General features: G+C 71.6%; 15 protein-coding genes. 8 read left to right on the top strand and 7 right to left on the bottom strand.

Annotated features, from left to right (window positions below):
- Positions 1 to 344: 344 nt before the first annotated feature.
- Positions 345 to 3,968: a protein kinase domain-containing protein gene (locus WMF28_RS14650; RefSeq protein WP_437602842.1), complete on the top strand. Its 3,624-nt coding sequence runs from the start codon at positions 345 to 347 to the stop codon at positions 3,966 to 3,968.
- Between the two features lie 219 nt (positions 3,969 to 4,187).
- The gene (mutH, locus tag WMF28_RS14645) at positions 4,188 to 4,871 is read left to right on the top strand and encodes a DNA mismatch repair endonuclease MutH (protein WP_437602841.1); all 684 of its coding nucleotides are present in this window, start codon (positions 4,188 to 4,190) and stop codon (positions 4,869 to 4,871) included.
- 18 nt (positions 4,872 to 4,889) lie between these two features.
- Here mutH and WMF28_RS14640 read toward each other — a convergent pair whose 3' ends face one another.
- Both WMF28_RS14640 and WMF28_RS14635 read right to left on the bottom strand, forming a co-directional pair.
- Positions 4,890 to 6,605: a serine/threonine-protein kinase gene (locus tag WMF28_RS14640; RefSeq protein WP_437602840.1), complete on the bottom strand. Its 1,716-nt coding sequence runs from the start codon at positions 6,603 to 6,605 to the stop codon at positions 4,890 to 4,892.
- A 255-nt stretch (positions 6,606 to 6,860) separates the two neighbouring features.
- Positions 6,861 to 8,999 (bottom strand): hypothetical protein, encoded by a 2,139-nt coding sequence (locus WMF28_RS14635; protein WP_437602839.1) that lies wholly within the window; start codon positions 8,997 to 8,999, stop codon positions 6,861 to 6,863.
- Positions 9,000 to 9,870: 871 nt separating this feature from the next.
- On the opposite strand from WMF28_RS14635, the gene WMF28_RS14630 reads away from it, so the two are divergent.
- The 3 genes from WMF28_RS14630 to WMF28_RS14620 are packed head-to-tail and all read left to right on the top strand — an operon-like array spanning position 9,871 to position 13,228.
- Positions 9,871 to 11,202, top strand: a complete 1,332-nt coding sequence (locus WMF28_RS14630) for an HD domain-containing protein (RefSeq protein WP_437602838.1) — start codon at positions 9,871 to 9,873, stop codon at positions 11,200 to 11,202.
- The gene (locus WMF28_RS14625; protein WP_437602837.1) at positions 11,202 to 11,930 is read left to right on the top strand and encodes a hypothetical protein; all 729 of its coding nucleotides are present in this window, start codon (positions 11,202 to 11,204) and stop codon (positions 11,928 to 11,930) included. The genes WMF28_RS14630 and WMF28_RS14625 overlap by 1 nt, the downstream gene beginning before the upstream one ends.
- Positions 11,927 to 13,228: a DUF4147 domain-containing protein gene (locus tag WMF28_RS14620; protein WP_437602836.1), complete on the top strand. Its 1,302-nt coding sequence runs from the start codon at positions 11,927 to 11,929 to the stop codon at positions 13,226 to 13,228. Before WMF28_RS14625 ends, WMF28_RS14620 begins: the two co-directional genes overlap by 4 nt.
- A gap of 60 nt (positions 13,229 to 13,288) precedes the next feature.
- On the opposite strand, the gene WMF28_RS14615 is transcribed toward WMF28_RS14620, so the two are convergent.
- From WMF28_RS14615 to WMF28_RS14600, 4 genes are all read right to left on the bottom strand, one after another.
- A complete protein-coding gene (locus tag WMF28_RS14615; RefSeq protein WP_437602835.1) occupies positions 13,289 to 14,221 on the bottom strand; it encodes a hypothetical protein in 933 nt (310 codons plus the stop codon).
- A gap of 262 nt (positions 14,222 to 14,483) precedes the next feature.
- Complete coding sequence (locus WMF28_RS14610; RefSeq protein ID WP_437602834.1) at positions 14,484 to 15,065, bottom strand: ExbD/TolR family protein; 582 nt, start codon at positions 15,063 to 15,065, stop codon at positions 14,484 to 14,486.
- A 15-nt stretch (positions 15,066 to 15,080) separates the two neighbouring features.
- A complete protein-coding gene (locus WMF28_RS14605) occupies positions 15,081 to 15,647 on the bottom strand; it encodes an ExbD/TolR family protein (protein ID WP_437602833.1) in 567 nt (188 codons plus the stop codon).
- A gap of 222 nt (positions 15,648 to 15,869) precedes the next feature.
- Positions 15,870 to 16,487, bottom strand: a complete 618-nt coding sequence (locus WMF28_RS14600; protein ID WP_437602832.1) for a MotA/TolQ/ExbB proton channel family protein — start codon at positions 16,485 to 16,487, stop codon at positions 15,870 to 15,872.
- A gap of 989 nt (positions 16,488 to 17,476) precedes the next feature.
- On the opposite strand from WMF28_RS14600, the gene WMF28_RS14595 reads away from it, so the two are divergent.
- From WMF28_RS14595 to WMF28_RS14585, 3 genes are read left to right on the top strand one after another with little or no spacing between them, the layout of a single operon-like run.
- The gene (locus tag WMF28_RS14595; RefSeq protein ID WP_061605615.1) at positions 17,477 to 18,154 is read left to right on the top strand and encodes a MotA/TolQ/ExbB proton channel family protein; all 678 of its coding nucleotides are present in this window, start codon (positions 17,477 to 17,479) and stop codon (positions 18,152 to 18,154) included.
- A gap of 3 nt (positions 18,155 to 18,157) precedes the next feature.
- Positions 18,158 to 18,721, top strand: a complete 564-nt coding sequence (locus WMF28_RS14590; protein ID WP_437602830.1) for an ExbD/TolR family protein — start codon at positions 18,158 to 18,160, stop codon at positions 18,719 to 18,721.
- Positions 18,718 to 19,326: an ExbD/TolR family protein gene (locus WMF28_RS14585; protein WP_437491313.1), complete on the top strand. Its 609-nt coding sequence runs from the start codon at positions 18,718 to 18,720 to the stop codon at positions 19,324 to 19,326. The genes WMF28_RS14590 and WMF28_RS14585 overlap by 4 nt, the downstream gene beginning before the upstream one ends.
- A gap of 72 nt (positions 19,327 to 19,398) precedes the next feature.
- Here the strand turns inward: WMF28_RS14585 and WMF28_RS14580 are convergent, their stop codons facing one another.
- A complete protein-coding gene (locus WMF28_RS14580; protein ID WP_437602828.1) occupies positions 19,399 to 22,728 on the bottom strand; it encodes an SNF2-related protein in 3,330 nt (1,109 codons plus the stop codon).
- Positions 22,729 to 22,810: the final 82 nt, after the last annotated feature.

Below are 22,810 nucleotides of genomic sequence, written 5' to 3'. Positions count from 1 at the left end.
TCCCGCTTAACCCACTTCGGCGTTCACTTCCACCCGCTCGATCCGTGTCATCCCGCGCGCACGTGGCGCGGATTGCGTCCTCGGCGCGCGCGCGGCGCGACCGGAGCGCGCTGTCGCGTCCGCCGACGGCCCAGGCGGCCGGACGCGAGAGGATCCGAGTCTGGTCGCGCATCCAGCGACGACCGCGCTGGCACGTTGGCCTTGTCCGCAACGTGGTCACCCGGGCGAGGCAGCGGAAAGCGCGGCGAGGGCGCGCCCCCGGCAGGTCCGATCATCGTAGGGGGAAGTGGCTCTGTCGGAGCCCGGTGGAGCGGCTCGCGCTCCGGATCGATGTGGGAGGTTCCATGACGCGCGAGGATTGCGGCGGCGTGGGAGGGGGGCCGGCGCGCCGTCGCGCTAGACTGCGCCATCTGTCGATGCGACCGCGCGCGGAATACCTCGAAGGGCTCGTCGATCTCACGTCCCACGACGACCCGAACGTCCGGCGCGCGCTCTTCCGTCAGACGATCGCCTCGCTCGCCCTCGTCGACGCGCTCGATGGCTCGACCCCGCTCGACTCCCTCAGCCCGGATGCCCTGCTCCGGAGCGTCCAGACCGCCATGGCCGACGGCCTGCTCGACGATCTGAGCTGGCTCGCGCCGGCCGCGGCGAGCGTGGCGCTCTACGAGATCGCCGGAGCGCTCCCGCTCGGGCCCGAGCGGCGCGAGCTCGGCCGGCGCGTGCTCAACCAGCTCTATGCCGGCAACGCGGCGACGTTCGTCGCCCTCGCCACGCGCATGGCCGCCGGCTCGGCCCGGGGCCTCTCCGGGGCGGGGATCCGCGCGCGCGTGATGCTCTCGCTCTGGCTCCCGGCGGGCACCGACATCCCGGTCGATCCGCTCGCGCTCCTGCTCGCCTCGCGGCGCGAGCTGTCGCGCGACTGGATCGCGGCGCCCTCGACCGGCTCTCTCCCGGAGCGGCGCCTCGCCGCGCGCCTCCTCGAGCGCGCCGCCCGCGACGCGACCCGCCGCGCCATGCAGGGCGACGACCTCCCGCTCCGGCTGTTCCGCAACGTGAGCGACGGGCGCCAGCGCGATCTCGACCACAGCGCCGACGGGATCGCGCTCGCCTGGCAGACGCTCCTCGCCGATCGCGAGCCGCTCGTGTGGCGCCACATCGCCGCGGCGCGAGGCCTCCTCGCGGGGGCGCTGCCCGACTTCGCCGAGGAGGTGCGCGCCCTGCTCGTCCAGGATCTCTCCCCCACCGAGTGGCGGCGCGGCGCGGCGTCGCTCGCCGCGAGCCTCGCCGTCGATCCGGACGGCGCGCTCGGCCGCGCCGTCGATCTCCTCCGGGGGCCGCTGCTCGCGCACGATCCAGGCATCGCCACGGCGATGGTGTGGGGGCTCCCCGTCGCGGCCGACGCGGAGCCCGAGGCGGCCGACGCGCTGCTCGACGAGATCGCGCGCGCGGCCCCGATGGCGACGGCCGAGGCGATCGTCGAGCTCCGGCGCGACCAGCGCGGCGTGATGAGCCGCGGCGAGCCCTTCGGCGCCCGCGCGGCGGCGCGGTGCGCCCGCGCGCTGGAGGACGCGCTCGAGGCGCCGCCCAGCGCGCACGTCCGCGACGACGGCCTCGCGGCGCTCGCGCGCGTCGTCCACCGCGACCTCTCGATGGACGGCGCTGGGGTCGCGCTGCTGCGCGGCGCGCTCGACGGCGCCGTGGCGGCGTTCGTCGAGACGGGGCCGCGCGAGGCGCACGGCCGCGCGCTCGAGGCGTACGCCCTGGCGGCCGAGGTCGTGGGCGCGCTCGAGGAGATCGAGCTCTGCGATCTCGACGACGCGCAGAGCACCGCGGCGCGCAGGGCGGCGGTGGGGCTCGTGCGCGAGCTCGACGCCGAGCTGCTCGGCTCCGGTCTGCTGAAGGGCCTCTTGCTGCTGAACCGCCGGCCGAGCGAGGACTCGACCGGCGTCGCCTCCCTGGACGACCTCGATGAGCGGCTCGCGCGGTGGCTGCTCCGCGCCGAGGGGTCCGCGGCGCGGGCGAGCGCATCGCCGCCGCAGCACGTGACCGTGCACCAGCGCAACCTCCGCGCGCTCATCCACCTGATCGACGGCGAGAACACCGACTTCGGCGGCGAGCCGGAGCTCAAGGCGCGCGTGCTCGCCCGCTGGACGGGCGCCATCGGCGTGCTGCTCGACCGGCTGCGCGCCGACCGCGGGTCGTCGCTCCGCCGCGCCATCGCCGCGTCTGTCGCCCGGGGCCTCGACGCGCTCGTGCGGGAGGGGGCGGCCGACGCGGCCGACATCTTCCTGCACGCCGCGATGCGCGGCGGCGACCCCGACGACCTCGACGTGCTCGGCCAGGCGAGCATGCACCCGGACGTCGCCCAGCTGCTGCGCGCGTACGCACGGTTCGCGCGCGGCGGGCGCGAGGGCGGCGCGCGCGCGCGGGACGACGACGACGCGGCGGTGTCGCTCCGGTCGACGCGGAAGGGGGCGCTGGACGCGGAGCTCGCCGAGGCCGAGCGCGCGCGCGCGGCGCTCGAGCGCATCGCCGCCCTCGACGCGCTCGTCACGGCGCTGCCGGCGGGCGCGTCGCAGCGCACGGAGATCGTGCGCGGCGCGCTCGCCCGCCTCGCGCGCGCGCTCGGCGTGGTGAACACGGCCCGCGCGCTCAGCGCGCTGACCGCCGCGGGCGACGGCGACGCGGACGCCTCGCCGCTGAGCGCTCTGGAGGACGCCCTGACGCGGCTCGCGCAGCTGACCGCCGGCGCCCGCCGGCGCTGCGGGGATCACCCGCCCTCCGCGCCCTCTGGCGCGACGGAGCCGCTGCGCCTCGCCATCGAGGTCGCGCTGCAGGAGGAAGAAGAGGACGTGGAGCCGAGCGTCGCCGCGCCCGTCGAGGCGCTCGTCTCGGCCGCGCGCGCGAGCATCCCGGGCGCGCTTGCCGACGTGGTCGCCCTCGTCGTGCCGCGCGTCATGCTGCTCCCGGTCCGGCGGCCGAGCGCGCCGGGCGGGATCGCCCTGCCCGAGCAGCCGCTGCCCGCGTGGTTGCCGAGCCGCCGCACGCTCGGCGGCTTCTACGTGCACCGCCAGCTCGGCGGCGGCTCGCTGGGCACGGTGTTCGTCGTCACCCGCACCGAGGAGCGGCACGATCCGTCGGCCGAGCGCTTCGCGCTCAAGGTGCCGGAGTACGATCACACGGCGGCCCGGAGCGTCTCGGAGGCGGACTTCCTCCGCCTGTTCCGGGAGGAGGCGGGCGCGCTCCTCTCGTTGCCCGATCACGCGAACATCGCCCGCTTCGTCACGTTCGACGCCGGCGCGCGCCCCAAGCCGATCCTCGTGATGGAGCTCATCGAGGGCATCCGCTGCGACAAGCTGCTCGACGCTCGAGGCCTCACCTCGCGCAGCGCGGTGGCGCTGCTCGACGGCATCCTCGCCGGGCTCGAGGCCATGCACGCGGTCGGCGTCGGGCACCTCGACATCAAGCCGACCAACGTGATCCTGCGCGGGGGACGGGAGCCCGTGCTCGTCGACTTCGGCCTGGCCGGTCGCCACATCCGACCCGGCTGCGCCACCGGCTGCTATGGCGCCCCGGAGATCTGGGGCGTCGTTCCGCCCGGCGCCACCGCGACCCCGCTCACGGCCGACATCTACAGCTTCGGCTGCCTCGCCTACGAGATCCTCACCGGCAAGACGCTGTTCGACGCGCCCACCGAGGTCGCGCTCATCACGGCGCACATCACGCACGACGGGCTCCCCACGCCGGTCAAGCGCCTCGCCGACGATCCGAGGACCGCCGACATCGCGGCGTTCATGTACGCATGTCTACGACATAACCCGCAGGACCGCGCGACGACGTCCTCCCTGCGCGAGATGCTGCTCCGTATTACCGGTCAGCTCGCCGATCTGAGATGGCCGCTCGACGACGGGCGGGCCTCAAGGCACGGCGCCGGTGGACCTCGGAGAGGTTATACAGGAATTTCCTGATGCTTTTTTCCTTTCAATCCTGTGGGCGCAAGGGGGGACTTAGGCAGTAGGCTCTCTCTTGGCGGCGCGTTCGGGGGGGCCGCGTGTATCAGGCCGCCATGGCCCCCGGGTCAGCGCTGCTCGATTCCCATCGACGTTCCGGCGCACCCCGGCGGCCAACCTATCTCGATCGCGGCCGAACGCTGGAGTCGGGCCGCGCGATGCTCTAAGGCGGCGTCGTTGATCCCCGCGCTGGAACCGCCTCGCGATGAAGCCGAGCTCCGAGGCCGGGCGTCCGCGCTCGCCGGCCTGACGCTCGCCGATCTCGCGCGCGCGCTCGGACGCGCGGTGCCCCGAGGCGGCGTGCGCACGAAGGGCGCCGCCGGCGCGCTCGTCGAACGCGCGCTCGGCGCGACGGCCGGATCGACGTCGAGGCCCGATTTTCCCCACCTCGGCATCGAGCTCAAGACGATCCCCGTCGACGGGGCCGGGGCGCCGCAGGAGTCGACGTTCGTCTGTTCGATCTCGCTCTCGGACGCGGATCGTGCGGAGTGGGGGACGTCGCGCGCTCGCGCGAAGCTCGCCCACGTGCTCTGGGTCCCGATCGTCGCCGCTCCCGGCCGGCCGAGCGAGGAGCGGCGGCTGGGCGCCCCGCGGCTCTGGCGCCCGACCGAGGCGCAGGAGCGCGTCCTGCGCGCCGATTTCGAGGATCTCATGGGGCTCATCGGCATCGGCGCCATCGAGGCGCTCACCGCGCACGCGGGCCGCTGGCTCCAGGTGCGACCGAAGGCCGCGAGTGGACGCTCGCGGACGCTCGCGTTCGGGCGCGACGGCGAGATGATCGCGGCGCTGCCGCGCGGCTTCTACCTGCGCCCCGGCTTCACCGGCGCCATCCTGAGCGATCCGGCTGCGATGCCGGCGTGATCGGGGCGCGGACGCGCGTCACTTGCAGGGGACGACCTTCTTGGTGCCGTCCGGCATCGTCGCGGTGCACGTCTCCATCGAGAGATCGCTGTTCACGGTCGAGACGGGTCGCGCCGGCTCCGGGTCGCTGGCGGGCGACGGGCCTGTCGCCCCCGTCGCGCGCGAGCGCCCTCGCCCGCCCGTGCTCCCGCGCTGCGGCTTGCCCGGTCCAGCGCTCGGCGCCGCTGTGCTTGCTGCGGACGGCTCGGCCCCGCCATCCGCCGCCGCCCCGGTCGCGCTGACGGCCGCGTCCGCTGCGCCCGCGTCCGCTGCACCCGCGTCGCTCGCGCCCGCGTCGGCGGCCCCCGGGTCGTCCGCGGGGACGACCTTCGGGAGGGTGATCGCTGTATCCGGCGCCTGCTGCTGCGGCGGCGCCAGATCGGCGGGAGCCGCGGTGTCGTTCGGCGGAGGCGCGCCCGCCGGCGAGCCCGCGTCGCCCGTTCCCTTGGCGAACCGGCTCTGGAACTGGAGCGCCCCCCACGCGCCCACGGCGACGGCGACGGCCCCAACCGCCACATAGAGCAGCGTGCGCCCGCGGCGCGGGGCCTCGTCCTCCGCCGGCGGCGCAGAGCCGTCGGTGCGCGCCGCCTTGTCGCTCACCGACGGGCCGCCGCTGCTCGCGCGCGGCGCGCGCGACGTGGTCCGCGACATGGCCGCGCGCGAGGCCGGCGGCGGCAAGTCGAGCTCGGCGGCGTGAAGGCGGAGGATCCCCGCGATGGTCGTGCGCGTGCCCGGCGCGGCGAACGGCGCCAGCGCCTGCACGAACTCCGAGATCGACTGGAAGCGATCTTCCGGCTCGCGCGCGATCGCCTTCTCGATCACCTCGACGAGGCCCTCCGGCACCTCGGGACGGAGATCCTCGAGCGACTCGGGCGGCGACGTGTAGATCTTCGCGCACAGCTCCGGGAAGCTGTCGGCGACGTACGGCGGCCTGCCGCCGATGATCTCGAAGAGGCACACGCCGAGCGCATAGATGTCGGTGCGGGGATCGACGCTCTTCGACGAGCGCATCTGCTCGGGCGACATGTACAGCGCCGATCCGAGGATCGTGGTCGTCTGCGTGAGGGAGACGTTGCCCGTGTCGCCGGTGAGGATCTTCGAGACGCCGAAGTCGAGCACCTTGATGAGCGGCGCGCCGTCGGGGCGCCTCGTCAGGAACAGGTTCGCCGGCTTTAGATCGCGGTGGACGATGCCGAGCGCGTGCGCCTCCGCGAGCGCCTCGCACGCCTGGACGATGTGATCGATGCACTCGCCGATCGCGAGCGTGCCCGTCTCGGCCGCGTGGCACGCGAGGTCCTCGCCGTCGAGGAGCTCCATCACCATGTACGGCTCGCCGCTGTCGAGCGCGGCGACGTCGAGCACGCGCACGACGTGGGGCGTCTGCAGCTTGGCGACGGTGCGCGCCTCGCGCATGAACCGCTCCGCCGCCTCGGTGTACGACATGAACTCCGGGAGCAGGAACTTGATGGCGACGCGCGTATCGAGGTCGAGGTGCAGCGCCTCGACCACGAGGCCCATGCCCCCGCGGCCGATCGTGCGCTCTACGCGGTATTTGCGCGCAATGACGGTGCCGGGCGCGATCGTGTAGACGTTGTCAGCCTTGGGTTCCCCCGCGCCGAGCGGAAACGCAGCCGTCTCCGGACCGACGGAGTCCACTCCTTCGGTCGAGTCCGGCTCACCAGAGGAGCGCGCCATCGAGCTAAGGTATACACGTCACGCTTCTCCGAAGCGATTCCCCTCACGCCGCAGGAATGCAAAGTGTTGCGAAAAAATGCCTCCGAGGTGGGATGAGCGTCCGGAGGAGGCGGAGCGAGCGCGGCTCAGGGTCTGCCTGCTCTCGTGACGCACCGCGGGCGCAGCGCTCCACGCGGCCCGCAGGCGCGGACGTCCCCTGCCGCCCGTTCGGCCCGGCATCGGCCCGCGCTCGCGCGATGCCGGTTGACAGCGAGCTCAGCGGGTGCGCGCCGGCGGGGTCCGGGAGCGGCGCATGTTGGCCGTCGAGGAGGTCCGGTGCGGCCCCTCGGTGCCGTGCGCCGGGGTCTGCCGCGTCGCCTTGAGGTTGCCGAGATCGGCCTCGATCTCGATGCCGAGCGCGCGGCAGCGCCGGATGAGCCGCTCCAGATCGACCCCCGCCTCGATCAGCAAGCCCGAGGGGGGCGACGGATCGACGAACATCTCGGCCGCCGGCTTCCGCGTACGGAGCAGCTCGCGGATCTCGGGATCCTCGATCCAGAGGAAGCCGGAGGCGCCAACGAAGCTCGCCTTGCCGATGACGACGCTCGCCTGGATGAGCATGCGCGAGATGGTGTCCGGCAGCGGCGCGACCGCCTCGATGCGCGTGCGCAAGGCGTCGCTGTCGAGCCCCACCGACAGCGCGCGCGCGATCGAGGGCGGAGTGAGCAGGAGATCGACCTGATCGCCGACGCGGCCGATCTCGGCGAACGCCGAGAGCCCGAGCACGGCCGAGACCTTGGCGCCGGCGCCGACGCGCAGCGCATGCGCCTCCACGAACTTGCTCTTGCCGTTGTCCGAGCTCGGCGCGGAGCCCGCGAGCAGCGCCCGACCGCGCGGCGTCAGCCGGAGCGCCAGATCCGCGCTGGCCACGTCCTCGGCCCCGCCGAGATCGATGATCCCGAGCGCCGGCAGTGACTCCAGCGCGATCCGCCGCGTGATGTCGGGGACCTCCGGCGCCTCGACCGAGGCGCGCTCGGCCCAGCGACGGACCAGCCGCTCGACCCCGGCGATCCGCTCGTCGGCCGCCAGGTAGCCCTGCAACGACTGCCACGGCACCCAGCGGCCCTCGCCGAGGTCGTGCAGCGCGTCGAGCACCATCTCGCGGAGCGCGCCGATCGGGCTCGCGTCGCGGTTGTCGGACGCGACCCGGAGCACCTCCCGCTCGGCTCGCGCTTCATCCCACGCGCCGCCGCGGCGCCACGTCGTGAACAGGAGCGGCGTCAGCTCCTGCACCTGGAGCGAGCCGGGGGGCGTGGCTGGCGACGCGGCCGAAGCGTCCCAGAGCCCGACCGCGCGCGACAGCGCGGCGACGAGCGCGACGCCCTCGACGTCACGCCCGAAGCGCTGCGCCAGCCGGACGAGCAGCGACCGTGGCGTCCCGACGCCGGGGCGCACGTCGCTCCCCGGCTCGCGCACGCAGTACGCGAGCGCCAGCGCGAGCATCCCCGGATCCGAGGCGAAGCGGGCGCGCCGTGGGGCGTGGTCCTCCTCGAGAACGAACGACCGGATCTGCTCCCGCCGCTTCTCGCGCATCCGGCGGCGATCCGCGCCCACGATGGCGGCCACCTCGGTCGGCACGACGTGGCGGTTCGGGTGGATCGGGATGAGGAAGGCGCGGCGCTCGAGCGCGAAGCCCGCGCCACGGCGGCTCGCGGTCACGCCGCTCGCGCTGCGAAGGCGCATCGGCTCCCGCTCCAGATCGAGCAGCTCCTGCGTGTCGACCTCGCCGCCGACCGACTCGATGGCCTCGAGCAGACGGCGCTCGACCGGCGCGAGGCGATCGATCTCCTCGCGGAGCCGGTCCGGATCGCTCAGCGTCTCCCACGCGATCTCGAGCGACAGCGCGATGGGTGGCGTGGCAGGGCGGCCGAGATAGTGCGTCGCGATCGCGCTCATCGTCTCGAACGGTGCCTGCGCGAGCAGCGCCCGGATCGCCCGGGGGTCCTCGCTCTCCCAGCTCTTCAGCTGGACGAGAAACGCAGCCGGAAGCACGAGCTCGATGCCCTCATCGGTCTTGCGCGCGTAGACGACGCCGCGTGCGATGAGCGGCTCGAGCCCGGCCGGGAGCGAGGGGACGACGAGCACGCCGCCCGCCTCCGCGATGCGGTGGAGCAGCTCGCGGCTGGCGGTCGGGAGCCGCGACGGATCGCGCACGTCGGGGAGGCCGACCAGAGCCCGCGCCGCCTGAGAAGGCGCGTCGATGCGCTTCGCGGCGTCGATGCGGATCCCCATGCGGGTGATGAGGCCCTTGAGCTCCGACTCCGGGAGGGCGCGGAGGATCGCGTCGAGCCGCCTCGGCGACTCGTCGAGCTCAGCATCGCCACGGCTCGCCACGCCTCCCGATTCGCGTGTCACCCGACCTAGCTCCTCACCTGCAGGATGCCCCCGCCCCGACTGTCGTCCGTTGGTCGTGGTCATGCGCTCGACCTATCTCCCGGATATCCGATGACCCACATTAACCAGCGGAATAGCCAGCCTCCTAACGTACACCAGGATGCTCGTCCAGCTTCAAGAAATCGAGCACTTTCCTACTCCGTTCACAATTTTCTCCGTTCACAATTTCGGTCGCAGGCAGCGCGCATCGTCTGCGTCGCGCGTCGCGCGTCGCGCGTCGCGCATCGCCGCCATCGCCGGTCTCCCTGATTCCTGATTCCTGATTCCCGATTCCGATCGCCGCGTCGCTCTCCACCGGAGGCGTCCTGAGGCGTCTCGAGATCTCGTCGGTCTCGCGTCGTGTCGTACGGCGCAGCCGTAATCGCACGCCCTCGTACGCGCGCATGCGTCGGCGCGTTCGCGGTGCCGCGCTGCGCGACGCGCGCCATGACGCGTTTTTACGTCACGATCGAACGTTACGCTCGAAGTCCCTGCATCATTCCGCGTCGGCGCGCCTGGCCCCCACCGCGGGCTTCCGTCGCGCGCCGCGCACTCCGGACGCCGCGATCTCACGCGCACGTCTCGTCGCCGGGGGAGCCAAGGAGATCGCTGGCTCGCTCACGAGGAACGCTCCGCCGCGAGCCGCGCTTGCCTTCCCGTAGGCTCGCGTGGGAACGTCGCGCACCTCCTTGATTTCCCGCCCCTGTTCGACGTGCATCATGCTGTGCTCCACGCCGCACGCCCGGAGCGACGCGTCCTCCTCCCCGCGCACACGCCCGCAGCTGGACGCCATCAGGCAACTCCTGAGTGACCCGGCTCCGTTTGCGCCCATGGGGTCGCGTGGAGATCCATCTTGATCCTGCGCGACCCGGTCCACGGCCTGATCGAGTTCGAGAGCGGCGAGGCGGCCATCGTTTCGCGCCTGCTCGGCACCCGCGAGGTGCAGCGGCTGCGGCGCATCCGTCAGCTCGGGTTGACGTCACTGGCGTTCCCGGGCGCCGAGCACACCCGCTTCGCGCACGCGCTCGGGGCCGCCCACGTGATGCGCCTCCTCATCGCGAGGCTGCGCCAGATCGACCGCGACCTTCCATTCTGGCAGAGAGTGACCAGCGACCGCGCGCGCGACGCGATCGCCGCAGCGTTCCTGCACGATCTCGGCCATGGCCCACTGTCCCACCTCTTCGAGGAAGCCATGCCGGGCGCGCTCCACCATGAGCGCTGGACCGAGCGCATCCTGCTCGACCCGGCCTCGGACGTGCACCAGGTGCTCGTTCGCCAGGATCCCTACCTGCCGCAGCGGGTCGCCGACCTCATCGGCGGACGACACGAGCTGCCGTACCTCGCCAAAGCGGTGAGCGGGACCTTCGACGTCGATCGCTGCGACTACCTGCTGCGCGACGCACACGCGACAGGCGTCAGGTACGGCGAGTACGACCTGCCGTGGCTGCTGCGCAGCCTCAGGTTCAGCGACGTCCAGGTGGAGATGCCCGGCGGCGGCGCCGCGTCTGCCCCTCCCGCTCCGGCGCTCGCCATCGACGGAACGAAGGGGATGAGCGCGATCGAGTCGTTCCTGCTCGCCCGCTTCTTCATGTTCCAGCAGGTCTATTTCCACAAGACCACCCGGAGCGCAGAGTGGATGATCGGCGCCATCCTCCGGCGCGCCGTCGCCCGCCTCGCCGCCGGCGATCGGATCCCCGAGGTCCCCGCCGCCGTCGAGGCGATGGCCGTCGGCGAGATGCCCACCCTGGAGCAGTACCTGGAGCTCGACGATCAGGTCCTGCTGGGGGCCATCCACGCCTGGGAGGCGGCGTCCGATCCCGTGCTGTCCGATCTCGCCCGCCGCCTGCGCGTGCGTTCGCTCTTCAAGTCGGTCGAGCTGTTCCCCGAGCCCGGCGAGGCGCCGGCCGGGTGCGACGCGCGGCGCACGGCGGCGCTGGAGACCGTGCGCGAGATCGCGCAGGGCGCCGGGCTCGACCCGGAGGTGTACGTCGGCGTCGACATCGCCGAGGACACGCCCTACGCCGAGGACGAGTCGCTCCTGGTCGTTTACCCCAGAGGACGCCCGCGACGCCCCGCCGAGGTGTCCTTCTTGCTGGATCGGCTGCGCAACGAGACCATGACGCGCACCCGGATCCTCTTCGCGCCCGAGCTGCGGGACGCGGTGCGGGAGGCGCTGATACGCTGATGATCACCACGAACAAGCCAGCACGGGGATCGTTCGAGCCCGCGCGCGCGCGCCGCGCCGCCGCCAGGGCGCTCGCCGGCGCCGCGGCGATCGCGGCGATCGCTGCGGCGTCCACGGCGCGCGCGGACGGCGACGGCGCGTACGGCCGCCTGGACGGAGATCTCGCTCTGCGCGCGGGCGCGGGCGCCTCGCTCGCGAACGGGGGCCCGGCGCTCAGCGCGCACGGCGCCGCGGCCTACCTCTCGACCGCCGGGCTGTATGCGCACTACACCGACGCGCTCGGCGCTCAGGGGGCGACCGTCGCGCGCTCGATCGCGGGCGGCGTCTTCATCCAGCCGCTCTTCCTCGCCCGGTACGCGCGCAACCTCGAGCTCGGCACGCCGTGGCTCGACCTGTTCATCGATTCCGTCGCGCTCGGCGTGGGCTCGTTCTGGGAGTCTTCGCCGGGAGCCGGGCTCGCACCGGAGCCCGGGGTCGAGCTCTCGCTGTCGCTCGACGTGCCGTTGCTGGGCCACGCCACGGGCCCGTTCCTCGGGGTGCGGGGCGCGCTCCGCTGGCGCGGCTCGGAGCTCGCAGGGGGCGTGAGCCCGCGCGACGAGCAGCGGGCGCTCGTGTCGGTCACGCTGAGCTGGCACCACGTCGTCTCGGCGCACATCGTCGACGCTGGCGACCGCGCCCCCGCCCAGGTGGCAACGAGGCGCAGCGAGGCCGGCGCGAGGAGCCGTTGAGCGGCGCGCTCGACGCGCTGCGAGCGGAGCTGGTGTCCGCGTTCCGCACCGGGCTCGCGGAGCTCGATCCCGCGGGGCTCGTCGAGCGCGCGCTCGACGCCGAGGCAGGCGCGCTCCGCGGCAGCGTGCTCGCGATCGCGGCGGGCAAGGCGGCGCTCGGGATGGCCCGGGGCGCGCTCCGCAGCTGGGGCGACCGGATCACCGGCGGGCTCGCCGTCACCGTCGCGGACGCCGCGACCTCCGCGCGCGATCGCCAGATGACGCCGGCCGATCCCGAGGAGGCCGCGCTGCACCCGCTCCGCGTGATGCGCGCGGCGCACCCGATCCCCGACGCGCGCAGCGTGGAGGCGGCCGATGCGGCGCTCGCCGCGGTGGCCACGCTCGGACCCGACGATCTCCTGCTCGCCCTCATCTCCGGCGGCGCCTCGGCGCTCCTCGCGGCGCCGCCTGCAGGCGTGTCCCTCGCGGACAAGCAGGCCCTCGTGGCGGCGCTCCTGGAAGGAGGCGCCCCGATCCAGGAGGTCAACCTCGTTCGCCGCCATCTCTCGCGGATCAAGGGCGGGCGGCTCGCGGCGGCGGCGGCTCCGGCGCGCGTGCTGACGCTGATCATGAGCGACGTCGTGGGCGGGCTCCCGCACGACATCAGCTCGGGCCCCACCGTCCCGGACTTGACGCACGTGGAGGAGGCGCTCGCCGCGCTCGGTCGCCGGGCCCCTCAGCTCGCGCGGCTCGCGCCCGCGTTCAGCGAGTCGCTGAAGCCAGCGGACGCGCGTCGCCTGGAGGCGCGCCTGCTCGCCGATCCGGACAAGCTCGCCGAGCGCGTGGCGGCCGCGCTCTCCGGCAGGACAGGGCTGCGCGCGGTCGCCGCCCCCGCCGAGGATGGCGACGCGCGCGCGCTCGTGGAGCGTCGCCTCGCGCTCGCCCGCAGCCTCGCCCCGGGCGACGCGGTCGTGATCCCGTGCGAGCCGACGCTGGCGCTGCCGGCCCAGCGCGGCGCCGGCGGCCGCGCGGGGTGGATCGCGCTCGCCGCCGTGCGCGACTTGCCGCCGGACGTCGCGCTCCTCTGCGTGGCCTCCGATGGCGTCGACGGCAGCTCCGGTGCGGCGGGCGCGGTGGTCGCCCGCGCGGCGGCCGCCGCGATGGACGACCGGGGCATCGAGGCCGCGCTCGCGGGCTTCGACGACGCCGCCGCGCACCGCGCCCTCGGCACGCGCGTCGAGACCGGGCCGACAGGCCACAACCTCACGGACCTGCACATCGTCGCGCGGGACGTCACGCTCGGCGCGCGTGCGCGCTGATCTTGCAGCGCGCGCTGCCCCGCGGCACGCGCGCCGCTCACCGCGCTGCCCGGCGCGGCCTCACTGCGGCTCGACGGCGGCCGCGGTCGTGTCGCCCATCGCCTCGCGCACCGCGAGGGCCAGCGCGCAGCTGTTCGCCTGCCGCTGTCGCGCCTCGAGCACGCTCCCCTCGACGGACGGCGTTCCGCCGATGAGATTGCCGCTCGCCTCGCGGCGGACCCGCAGGATGGGCTTGCCGTCCGACAGCCGCCACACCCCGATCCGCGCCATGTGCGGCACCCCGAGCAACGCCTCGGTGCTCGTCGCGCCCTCGACCGGCTCGTCGAGAACGAGGAGGTAGTACTGTGCCCGCGTCAGGAGCTCCGCCGCGAGCGGCACGTCGTCGCGCATCGTGTCCTCGAAGCTCCACTCCAGGAGCCGCAGCCGCAGCTCGTTCGAGGCGTCCTGCGCGTCGCGCACCCACTCGTCGGAGAGGACGTGCATCGTCCGGTAGGCGACACGCAGGTTGAACGGCTGCGCGGGACGCGAGCAGCGCTCGGCCTCGTTGCAGTAGTCGCCCGCAGGGCAATCCCGCGTGCGCTTGCACTCCGCGCCCGCCAGCGGGTTCGGGTTCGGCACCCGCAGGAGACACGCGGTGAACGCGTCGCGGAGCGACTGCTGCGCGTTCTTGCGGATGGCGTCGACGCTCGTCGCCTCGTCCACCCGAAGGCGCAGGTAAATGCCCGCAAGGTCACGGAAATTCCACGCCTTGAGCGCCTCCCGATCCACGAGCTCGGCCCCCGCGCTCTGCGACAGCTCGAGGGTCCAGCCCTCCACGCGCTCGCGCATCGGGAACCAGCGCGGGCCGAGCTCGACGGCGACGGCGCGCTGGCGCGCCATCAGCTTCTGGCGCGCGCTCTCGATCTGCCCCTGGGACCACTTCCAGTGCAGGATCGCCGAGACCGCGAGGACGAGGGCGGTGTAACCCCAGAACTTCGCCGAGGGCCAGCGCATCCTCGAGCGCGCTTCCCGCGCCTTGTAGACCGAAGGCAAACCGCGTTCGCGGGGCGGCTGTTCAGAGGACATAGGAGAGGCTCCACGCAGGAGGCACCAGCCCGATCAGGCGCGCGGAACAGCCTCCTCCACACGAGCTGCGCGGAGGGGAAGGCCGCGCCGAGCGCGCCGCTAGAGCCACCTCGTTCGATGGTGGCCGGGGCCGCCAGGCACCGCCGGGCGCGCCCCGTCCTTCTCTGCTCGATAGGTCAAGAAGCGAGGATCACTGCGACTTCGGGAGCTTGCTGACCATGAAGCTGACGTTCGGGTAACCGGCGAATGCCGCGGTCTGGAACACGCTCTTCACGACCAGCGCGGGCACGTCCTGATCGACCTGGAGGATACACACGCCCGGGAACGGCTTGTTCGGCTGCACCTGCTTCCACAGCTCGCGCTTGTTCTTGAGCAGGTTGAAGAGCTCGTCGATCTTCTGGAGGCGCCCGAGCTCCTCGATCGCGCGGGTCGACCCGGCCAGGGCGCCGTCGACGAGGATCTGGTTGCCGTTCACCGCGACCATCGGCGCGTCGATGATGTCCTCGACGTTCTCCGCCTTCGGTAGCCTGACGTTCTTGTCGACGGCGATCTCACCCGACGCCGAGAAGGACATCAGGAGGAAGATCACGGTCACGACGAGGAAGTCGATGAAGCTCACGAGGTTGAGCCCCGCGTTCGGGCTGCGAGAGCCGTGCCCCGACACCTTGTTCCACACGAACCGGAGCGGCACCCCCAACATCAGCCGGCGGCCCGGCTTGTGGATCACGTGGGCGTGCGGGTCCTTGTGGTGCTTCCGAGTGAACCTATCCATGTGCGCGCTCCTGCCTCACCGGACCGAGAACGTCATATTGAACGCGGGGATCTGCTTCGTCCCCTCGGGCAGCTTCATTTCGCGCTTCGGCGAGTAGAGCGCGTCGAGCACCGCAACGATCTCCTTGAACGGAGTCCGGTTGTCGGTGTGGAGGATGGCCTGGTCGAGCTTCTTGTCGCTCGGATCCCGGTGGCCGCCGTGCTGCTTCCACTCCTCCTCGATCCGCTTCGCAAGCTCGGGGTAGCGGATGACCTTCGAGCTCCCGTCGCCGGCCTCGAGCGGGGTCTTCGGCACCTTGACCTCGTTGACCACCGTCGCGCCCTGCTTCCACACGAGCCCGAACTCGCTCTCGCCGATGTGCAGGTTCAGCACCTTCTCCGGCGTCTGCGGGGTGAGCTCCTTGTTCGGGTCCGGCGGGCCGGGGACCTGCGCGTCCGCGTTCATGCGCGAGTTGGTGACCCAGACCGCCGTGATCAACAGGAATGAGATCGTGACCATCAGCAGGTCGATGAACGGAACCATGTTGATTTCGCTGTTCGTCGACCGCTTCTTGCCATTATCGCCGACGTCTACGCCGCCCATAATGCCTTCCCAACGTGAGCCTCGGCCCACAGATTCAAGTTGTTCCGGGGGACGCCCTGCCGGCTGCTCGCGCGGAGGGATACGTTGCTGGGTCTGACCTCGTCGCCCTTCCGAAGTTCCCGGGATCCCGAACGGCGCACGCGACCGTCCAAGGATTTGTGACGCGAGAGCGGGCCCAGGTGGGACGAAGAGCGCCCGGCAACCTGGACCCGCCGAGGACCATCAGGCAGCTTGACCGACCGCCGCGACATTCACCTTTTGTCGGTTCGTGACGACCAGGTTGAGGATCTGTACCGACGCCTCGTTGATGTCGTCCTCGACTTGCTGCGTCTTGCCGTTCAGCACGGCGAAGCCGACGAGGCCGATGATGGCCACGCCGAGGCCGAAGGCGGTGCAGTTCATGGCCTCGGAGATGCCGGCCGCGAGCACGCGCGCCTTCTGGCTCGGGTCGACCGACTCGCCGCCGACGGAGCCGAACGACTTGATGAGGCCCAGCACGGTCCCGAGCAGCCCGGAGAGCATCGCGAGGTTCGCGCACAGCGCGAGGTACGAGGTGCGCGCGGAGATCTTCGGCAGCTCGCGGAGCGCCGCCTCGTCCATCGCCGCCTGGACCTCCTCGTCGGGGCGGTTCACCTTGACGAGGCCGGCCTGGACGATGCGGGCGAGCGGGGCGTTCGCCGCCGAACACATCTTCACGGCCTTGGCAACGTCACCCGCCAGGATGCACTTCTGCATGGTGGCCAGGAAGACATCCTTGTTGATCGACGAGCCGAACAGGTAGAGGGCGCGCTCGACAATGATGCCGATCTCGATGATCGACCAGAACAGGATGATCCACATGGCCCACCCACCCTCTTGAAAAGCTTCATATGCTCCGTGCATTGCTTCTGTCCTCCAGTTCGCCTCGCGTCCCCGGGATGAGGTTTCGCGCAACTCGATCGGTTCCCTTTGTCAGACTCGTGTTGCCGAGGGGCGGCAGTCTTTCACTCACACGTAAGAACGGATGAGAGGCCTATTTCGCTTGGCGTCGCTGGCCGTGGACGGCGTGCTCCTGTCGCTCTCTGGCGAGATGCGCACGGGACGCTAGCCGAGCGGCGCTGACCTCTGCAAGAGTCCTGATCGTCTCTCCTGGTCCCGGCGCCCGGCGCCGTCCCAGCTCTCTCACCTGTCGTCCAAGACTGACTTCGCGTCGTCACCCCCGGGGCCCGTGATGGCTCTGGGCGCGGCTCCCCGTCACCGCAGAGCGTGCCGCCTTCTGGCCGAGCTACGCCGATGCGCTCGGGGGACTCGCGCATCTTCGCGATTGAGACCCGGCGCCGTCAAGAGAGATTTGGCCACACGTGAGCGCTCTGATACGGGCAAAACTTTACAACAATCGCAGGGTTATGTAACGTTCCGCCGGGCGCACCGCGCGCACCGGCAGCCCATCCCGCGAAACCTCGGGAGGCGAGGCGCCGGCGCGACGTCCGCCGGCGACAGCGCACCGCGGCAGTGCGAGCGACATTACGCCAGAGGGAGCGCAGTGGCTCAGCAGGCAAGCGGACGCGGGAACGGCCGAGCACGGTGGCCTGGTCGGGCGCCGTCGACCGGAGCGATTCAGGGGGCTCCGTACCCCTCCGGCGTCGGCCGCTCCCGCGCTGCCTCGCCGTACCCCGAGGGCGCTCACCGCGAGAGGCACGCTGATTCGGCGGGGATTTTCGCCGATCCAGGCCTCTCGCCGCGCGGCGTGGCCGCATCGCCGAGCTTGCGCACGGGATCGGGCGGCAGTTATAGTCGCCGCGCCTGGAGATTGTCGGGCTTCTGACGACGCTGAGAAAGGGACTTCGAGGATGCGTCATCTGCTGATGTTGGCGGCCGAGGGTGGTGGCGAAGGTGGGATGTGGGAGGCCATCAAGCACAATCCGACCTTCCTGATCGCGAACCTGGTCGTCTCGGCGGTCGTGGTGACGATCATCATCGAGCGGACCGCGTTCCAGCTGGGACGCTACCGCGTGAACTCCAAGGAGTTCTTTGCGCAGGTCAAGAAGCTGGTGGCGGCCGGCAACATCGACCGCGCCATCAAGCTGTGCGACGCGAGCGATTACCCGATCCTGCAGCTCGTGAAGGCCGGCCTGACGCACGCGAACAAGGGCGCGGACGAGATCGACGCCGCCCTCAGCGAGAAGCTGTCCGAGCTCAAACCCGCCGTGGAGAAGCGGGTCGGCGCCCTCTGGTCGCTCGCGAACATCGCGACGCTGATCGGCCTCATCGGGACGGTCTCTGGCCTGATCAACACGTTCGCCTCCATCGCCGCCCAGGGCCTCTCGCAGGCCGACAAGCAGCGGATGCTCTCGAACGGCATCGCGGAGGCCATGTACAACACGGCGTTCGGCCTCGCCATCGCCGTGGTGTGCATGATCGCGCACGTCCTCCTCCACACCCGCTCCAAGAACATCCAGCACGATCTGGAGGCGACGACGGAGCGCGTCTTCAACCTGCTCACGATCAGCAGCAAGCCTGGCTACTAGCCCATGGCGGACCCGCAAGACGTCCCGCTCAGCTCGGCGCAGCGATCGAAGATCCGGCGCCTATCACAGCCCAAGGAGCCCGACGCCGGGGAGGAGGCCGGCGAGCTCAACGTCGTTCCGTACCTCGACATCATCATGAACATCCTCATCTTCGTGCTCGCCAGCGTCTCGGTGACATTCGTGTCGTCGATCGACACGACGCCGCCATCCATCGGCGGGGGGAAGGTGCGCAGCGAGCTGTCCAGCAAGGCGTTGAACCTCTCGGCGTTCATCACCAGCCAGGGGATCTCGCTGAAGACGTCGAGCGGCAACATCGCGACCGGCTGCCAGGACGTCGGCAGCGGGGTCACGGTGCCAAAGACGAACGACAGCTACGACTATACCGCCCTCATGGCGTGCGCGAAGCGCCTCAAGAACGCCCGCCCCGAGTTCAAAGAGGAGACGCAGGTGACGATCACGGCGAACCCGGGCATCGACTACAAGACTATCATCGACGTGATGGACGCGCTGCGAAGCGACGACGGGGAGGAGCTGTTCCCGGAGGTCCACTTCGGAGTCGCCCGATGAGCGCCGAGCTGCCCCCTCCGCCGCGGCCGAAGGCGAGCGTCGTCCGCTACAAGGCGGCCCTCCGGAAGGCGATCCGCAGGAACCGGCGGGAGCCGGAGATCGACTTCCTGAACATCACGGCGATGCTCGATCTGATGACGATCATCCTCGTCTTCTTGCTGAAGAGCGTGGGATCGTCGGCGGCATCCATCCCGCAGTCGAAGGATCTCACCCTGCCGAAGTCGGTGATGCAGTCCGAGCCCTCGCAGGAGGGCGTGGTCGTCATCGTCTCGAAGTCGCAGATCCTGGTCGGCGAGGATCCGACCCCGATCGTCGTGCTGCCCAACCGCGAGCAGCTCGCCCAGTCCGGCGTCGACGCGAAATACAAGCGCAGCGGGCCGAACGATCTCTACGTCGTGCCGCTCGCGAACGCCCTCTCCCACGCGCGCGAGACGGACAAGGCCATCCGCGCCGCGAAGGGGCTCGATCCGTCGTCGTCCGAGGCGGTCATCGTGGCTGACGCGACCACGCCGTACCGCCTGCTGATCGAGGTCCTGTTCACCCTCGGGCAGAGCGAGTTCGGCAAGTACCACCTGATGGTTCTGAGCGGCGGCAGCAAGCAGTAGCCGCCGCCGGCCCTGCCGGCTGCCCCCGCAGCCGCGAGCGGCGCGCTCCCCCCGGCGCGCGCCGTGGTCCGGTCAGTCCACCGCGAACAGCTCTTCCAGGTCGGCCTTTGTGAGCTTCTTGGCGCCGCCTGCGTCCTCGCTGAGGACGGAGGAGACGAGCTGGCGCTTCTTGTCCTTGAGCAGCAGGATCTTCTCCTCGATCGTGCCCGCGGCGATGAGCCGGTAAGCGGTGACCACCTTCGTCTGTCCGATGCGGTGGGCACGGTCGGTGGCCTGCTGCTCGACGGCCGGGTTCCACCACGGATCGAAGTGGATCACCGTGTCGGCCGCGGTGAGGTTCAGGCCGGTGCCGCCTGCCTTGAGGCTGATGAGGAAGACCGGCACGCTCGGATCGCCCTGGAAGCGATCGACGCGCTCCGGCCGGTCCTTCGTGGACCCGTCGAGGTACTCGTACGCGACGCCATCCTCCTTCATCGCCTTCTCGATGAGCTTCAGCATCATCACGAACTGGCTAAAGACGAGCACCTTGTGCCCGCCCTCGACGGCGTTCGCGATGAGCTCGCGGACCGCGATGAGCTTGCCCGAGTCGTCGTCGCCGAACTCGCGCGGCAAGCCGAGCAGGCGCGGGTCGCAGGCCGCCTGCCGCAGGCGGGTGAGGCCCGCGAGGATCTGCAGCTGGCTCTTCGCGAGACCGACGCGCTCCACCTCGCCGAGGACCTGCGCCCGGACCTCGCGCGCGACCTGCATGTAGAGCGCCCGCTGCTCGCCGGTGAGATCGCAGATCTGGTCCATCTCGATCTTCTCCGGCAGGTCCTTGGCGACCTCCTGCTTCGTGCGGCGCAGGATGAACGGGTGGATCGCGGCGCGGAGCCGCTGCGCGGTCTTGTAGTCGCCCGCCTCGATCGGCCGCGAGAAGCGCGCCTCGAACTTGTCGAGCGAGCCGAGCAGGCCCGGCGAGACGAAGTCGAAGATCGACCAGATCTCCGACAGCCGGTTCTCGATGGGCGTGCCCGTCAGAGCGAGCCGGCGCTTCGCGCGGAGCCGCTTGGCCGCGGCGGCGGTGGCGCTCATCGGGTTCTTGATGTGCTGCGCCTCGTCGAGGATGGCGTAGGTCAGATCGAGCTGCGCGAGGAAGTCCTCGTCGCGGCGGAGGAGCGCGTAGCTCGTGATCACGACCTCGGCGGCCTTCACCTCGTCGATCTGGTCCTTCCGATCCGCGCCGTGCCAGAGGGCCACCGAGAGCGAGGGCGAGAACCGGGCGAGCTCGCGCTCCCAGTTCGTGACGACGCTCGTCGGGGCGACGATCAGCGCGCGCATGTGCTTCTCCTCCTGCTTGACGGCGAGCAGGAGGGCGATCGTCTGGACCGTCTTGCCGAGGCCCATGTCGTCGGCGAGCACGCCGCCCGAGCCGATGTCATGGATGAACTTGAGCCATGACAGGCCGGCCTCCTGGTAGGGACGGAGCGTCGCCTTCAGGTTCCGGGGCCGCTTGGTGCTGCCGATCTCGTCGATATTGCTGAGCTTGTGGAAGAGCTCGCGCGCGGAGGCGGTCACGTTCGAGCCGCTCGCGTGCTGGATCAGCTCGTGCACTCGCCCGGCCTGCGCGAGCGGCAGCCGGCCGTTCTTGCCGGCCGCCATCATCAGCTCGACCTCGCGATCGAGCATCGCGCGCACGGCGTCAGGGTCGAACGCGGCGAACGAACCGTCCTCGAGGCGGACGTAACGCTTGCCCTCGGCGAGACAGCGGCGCAGCTCGTCGCGATCGACGCCCACGCCCTCGCTCTCGAAGCTGAGCTTGACGTTCAGCCAGTCCATCCCCGAGGTGACCTTGGCGAACACGCCGATCGGCCTGCCGCGCACCTGCGTGTCGACGAGATCCTCAGGGACGAAGAGATCCCAGTCGTCGGGGAGCTCGGCGAGCCCCTCGGTCCAGAACGTGAGCGCCTGATCGCCGTTCGCGATGAAGCCCTGGCCTGTCTCGTCCGGCTTGAGCCCGAGGGCGAGCAGCTTGCTCGCCGCGTCCTGCTGCGCGGCGATGTCCACGCGGATGCAGCGGGCGCGCTTCATCCCCTCCTCGGGCGGCTGCACGAGGACCGGGGGCGACATGCCGTCGGCGCGCACGGCGACCTCCGCGTCGCCGTACGCGGCGAACAGCGTGACGCGCGCCTCGATGAGCGAGCCGCCCGCGCGCATGCGGAACGTGGGAACGAGGTCGACGACCTCGGCGATCTGGTTCAGGTCGGGCAGCTCGGCGCCGACCTCGAGCGCGATCTTGGGCAGCCCCTGCATGATGATGCGGGGCAGCTCGCTCATCGGCTCGCCAATGGTGGGCGAGCGGAGCAGGCGGCGCATCGCCGCGGGGGAGACGCGCTTGTCGATGCGGCGCGCGAGCCCCTCCTGCGTGTCGATGTGCCAGCCCGGCCAGCCCTCGAACCACCCGCCTTGCAAGAGCGAGAAGCGGCGCTTGTCGTTCCCCCGCTCGAAGCTCGCCTTGACGATGATGGTGTCGCCGCCGACGGTCTCGAGGTCGAAACGCGGCCGCAGGCTGTCCTCGCCGAAGCGGAGCTGCATCAGCGCCGGCTCGAGGAGCACGCGCTGGCCTTCCAGCAGCGGGAGCAGCTCGGCCACGTCCTCGCCACGGATGTCGACGGCCGGGTGGCGCGGGTTGCCGCTCTCGAACCGGGCGAGCAGCCGGAGCGCGTCCCGGTCCGGCGTCGGATAGAGCGCCTGCCAGGCGAGCGCCGCGGAGGGCAGCACCGGGACGCGCGCCTCGGCGTCGAGGACGGTGACGGTCAGCGCCCCCTGCCGGACGTGGAGGCGGAACTCCACGCGCCGGGCTCCGCTGACCCCTTCGGGCGGGAGCCAGGCGCCGATCCCGGTCTGCTTGGCCGTGGCGTCCAGGATCGGCGCCGTGAAGGCGACGCCGGAGCCCGGCGGCCCGTGGGTGCCGACGACGGTCGGGACCGGCACCGACGGCGTGATCGCCAGCCGCCCGCGGCGGTCACGCCGGCGCACGCGCTTCAGGGCGTCACCGCCGGCGTGGGCGGTCTGCGGGACGAGCGCCGGGCTCGGCGGCTCGCGCCGGGGCTGCGCGCCTCGCGCCTGATCGCGGATGCTGATGAGCAGCGCCGCGACATGCTTGCAATGCTGGCCAGCCTTCTGGAAGGCCGGACAGGAGCACTGCGACTGGATTCCATCGGGTGAAAGCTCGACCTTGACCGGATACGGCTCGGAGTCGGCGGCGCGGACGGTGCCGCTCGCCATCGTCTCGTTGATGGAGATGTCCTCGACGACGCGGCGGCGGAAGTACTCCAGCCCGCGGAGAAAAGTGCGGGCGCCAAGGAGCCTTCGCAGGCCACGATCGCTGAGGGTGGAGAGTGCGTCGGAGATCGGAGGCGGCACGTCGTGGGCTCGGGATACGGGTGCGGCGGCAATTCGCCGGGATGGGTCGGGTGGACGGGATCCCTGGCGGATCCCGCTGGAT

Origin of the sequence: Sorangium sp. So ce590 (assembly GCF_051521365.1) — a bacterium.
Taxonomy (GTDB): Bacteria; Myxococcota_A; Polyangia; order Polyangiales; family Polyangiaceae; genus Sorangium.
The sequence above is the reverse complement of the archived record's forward strand: the minus strand, read 5'-3'. Positions and strand labels throughout refer to the sequence as shown.

Excerpts from the sequence above, each read along its gene's own strand:
- WMF28_RS14650 (WP_437602842.1), top strand. The coding sequence starts at position 345 with ATGACGCGCGAGGATTGCGGCGGCGTGGGAGGGGGGCCGGCGCGCCGT.
- WMF28_RS14640 (WP_437602840.1), bottom strand. The coding sequence starts at position 6,605 with ATGGCGCGCTCCTCTGGTGAGCCGGACTCGACCGAAGGAGTGGACTCC.
- WMF28_RS14625 (WP_437602837.1), top strand. The coding sequence starts at position 11,202 with ATGATCACCACGAACAAGCCAGCACGGGGATCGTTCGAGCCCGCGCGC.
- WMF28_RS14615 (WP_437602835.1), bottom strand. The coding sequence starts at position 14,221 with ATGCGCTGGCCCTCGGCGAAGTTCTGGGGTTACACCGCCCTCGTCCTC.
- WMF28_RS14610 (WP_437602834.1), bottom strand. The coding sequence starts at position 15,065 with ATGGATAGGTTCACTCGGAAGCACCACAAGGACCCGCACGCCCACGTG.
- WMF28_RS14605 (WP_437602833.1), bottom strand. The coding sequence starts at position 15,647 with ATGGGCGGCGTAGACGTCGGCGATAATGGCAAGAAGCGGTCGACGAAC.
- WMF28_RS14600 (WP_437602832.1), bottom strand. The coding sequence starts at position 16,487 with ATGTGGATCATCCTGTTCTGGTCGATCATCGAGATCGGCATCATTGTC.
- WMF28_RS14595 (WP_061605615.1), top strand. The coding sequence starts at position 17,477 with ATGCGTCATCTGCTGATGTTGGCGGCCGAGGGTGGTGGCGAAGGTGGG.
- WMF28_RS14590 (WP_437602830.1), top strand. The coding sequence starts at position 18,158 with ATGGCGGACCCGCAAGACGTCCCGCTCAGCTCGGCGCAGCGATCGAAG.
- WMF28_RS14585 (WP_437491313.1), top strand. The coding sequence starts at position 18,718 with ATGAGCGCCGAGCTGCCCCCTCCGCCGCGGCCGAAGGCGAGCGTCGTC.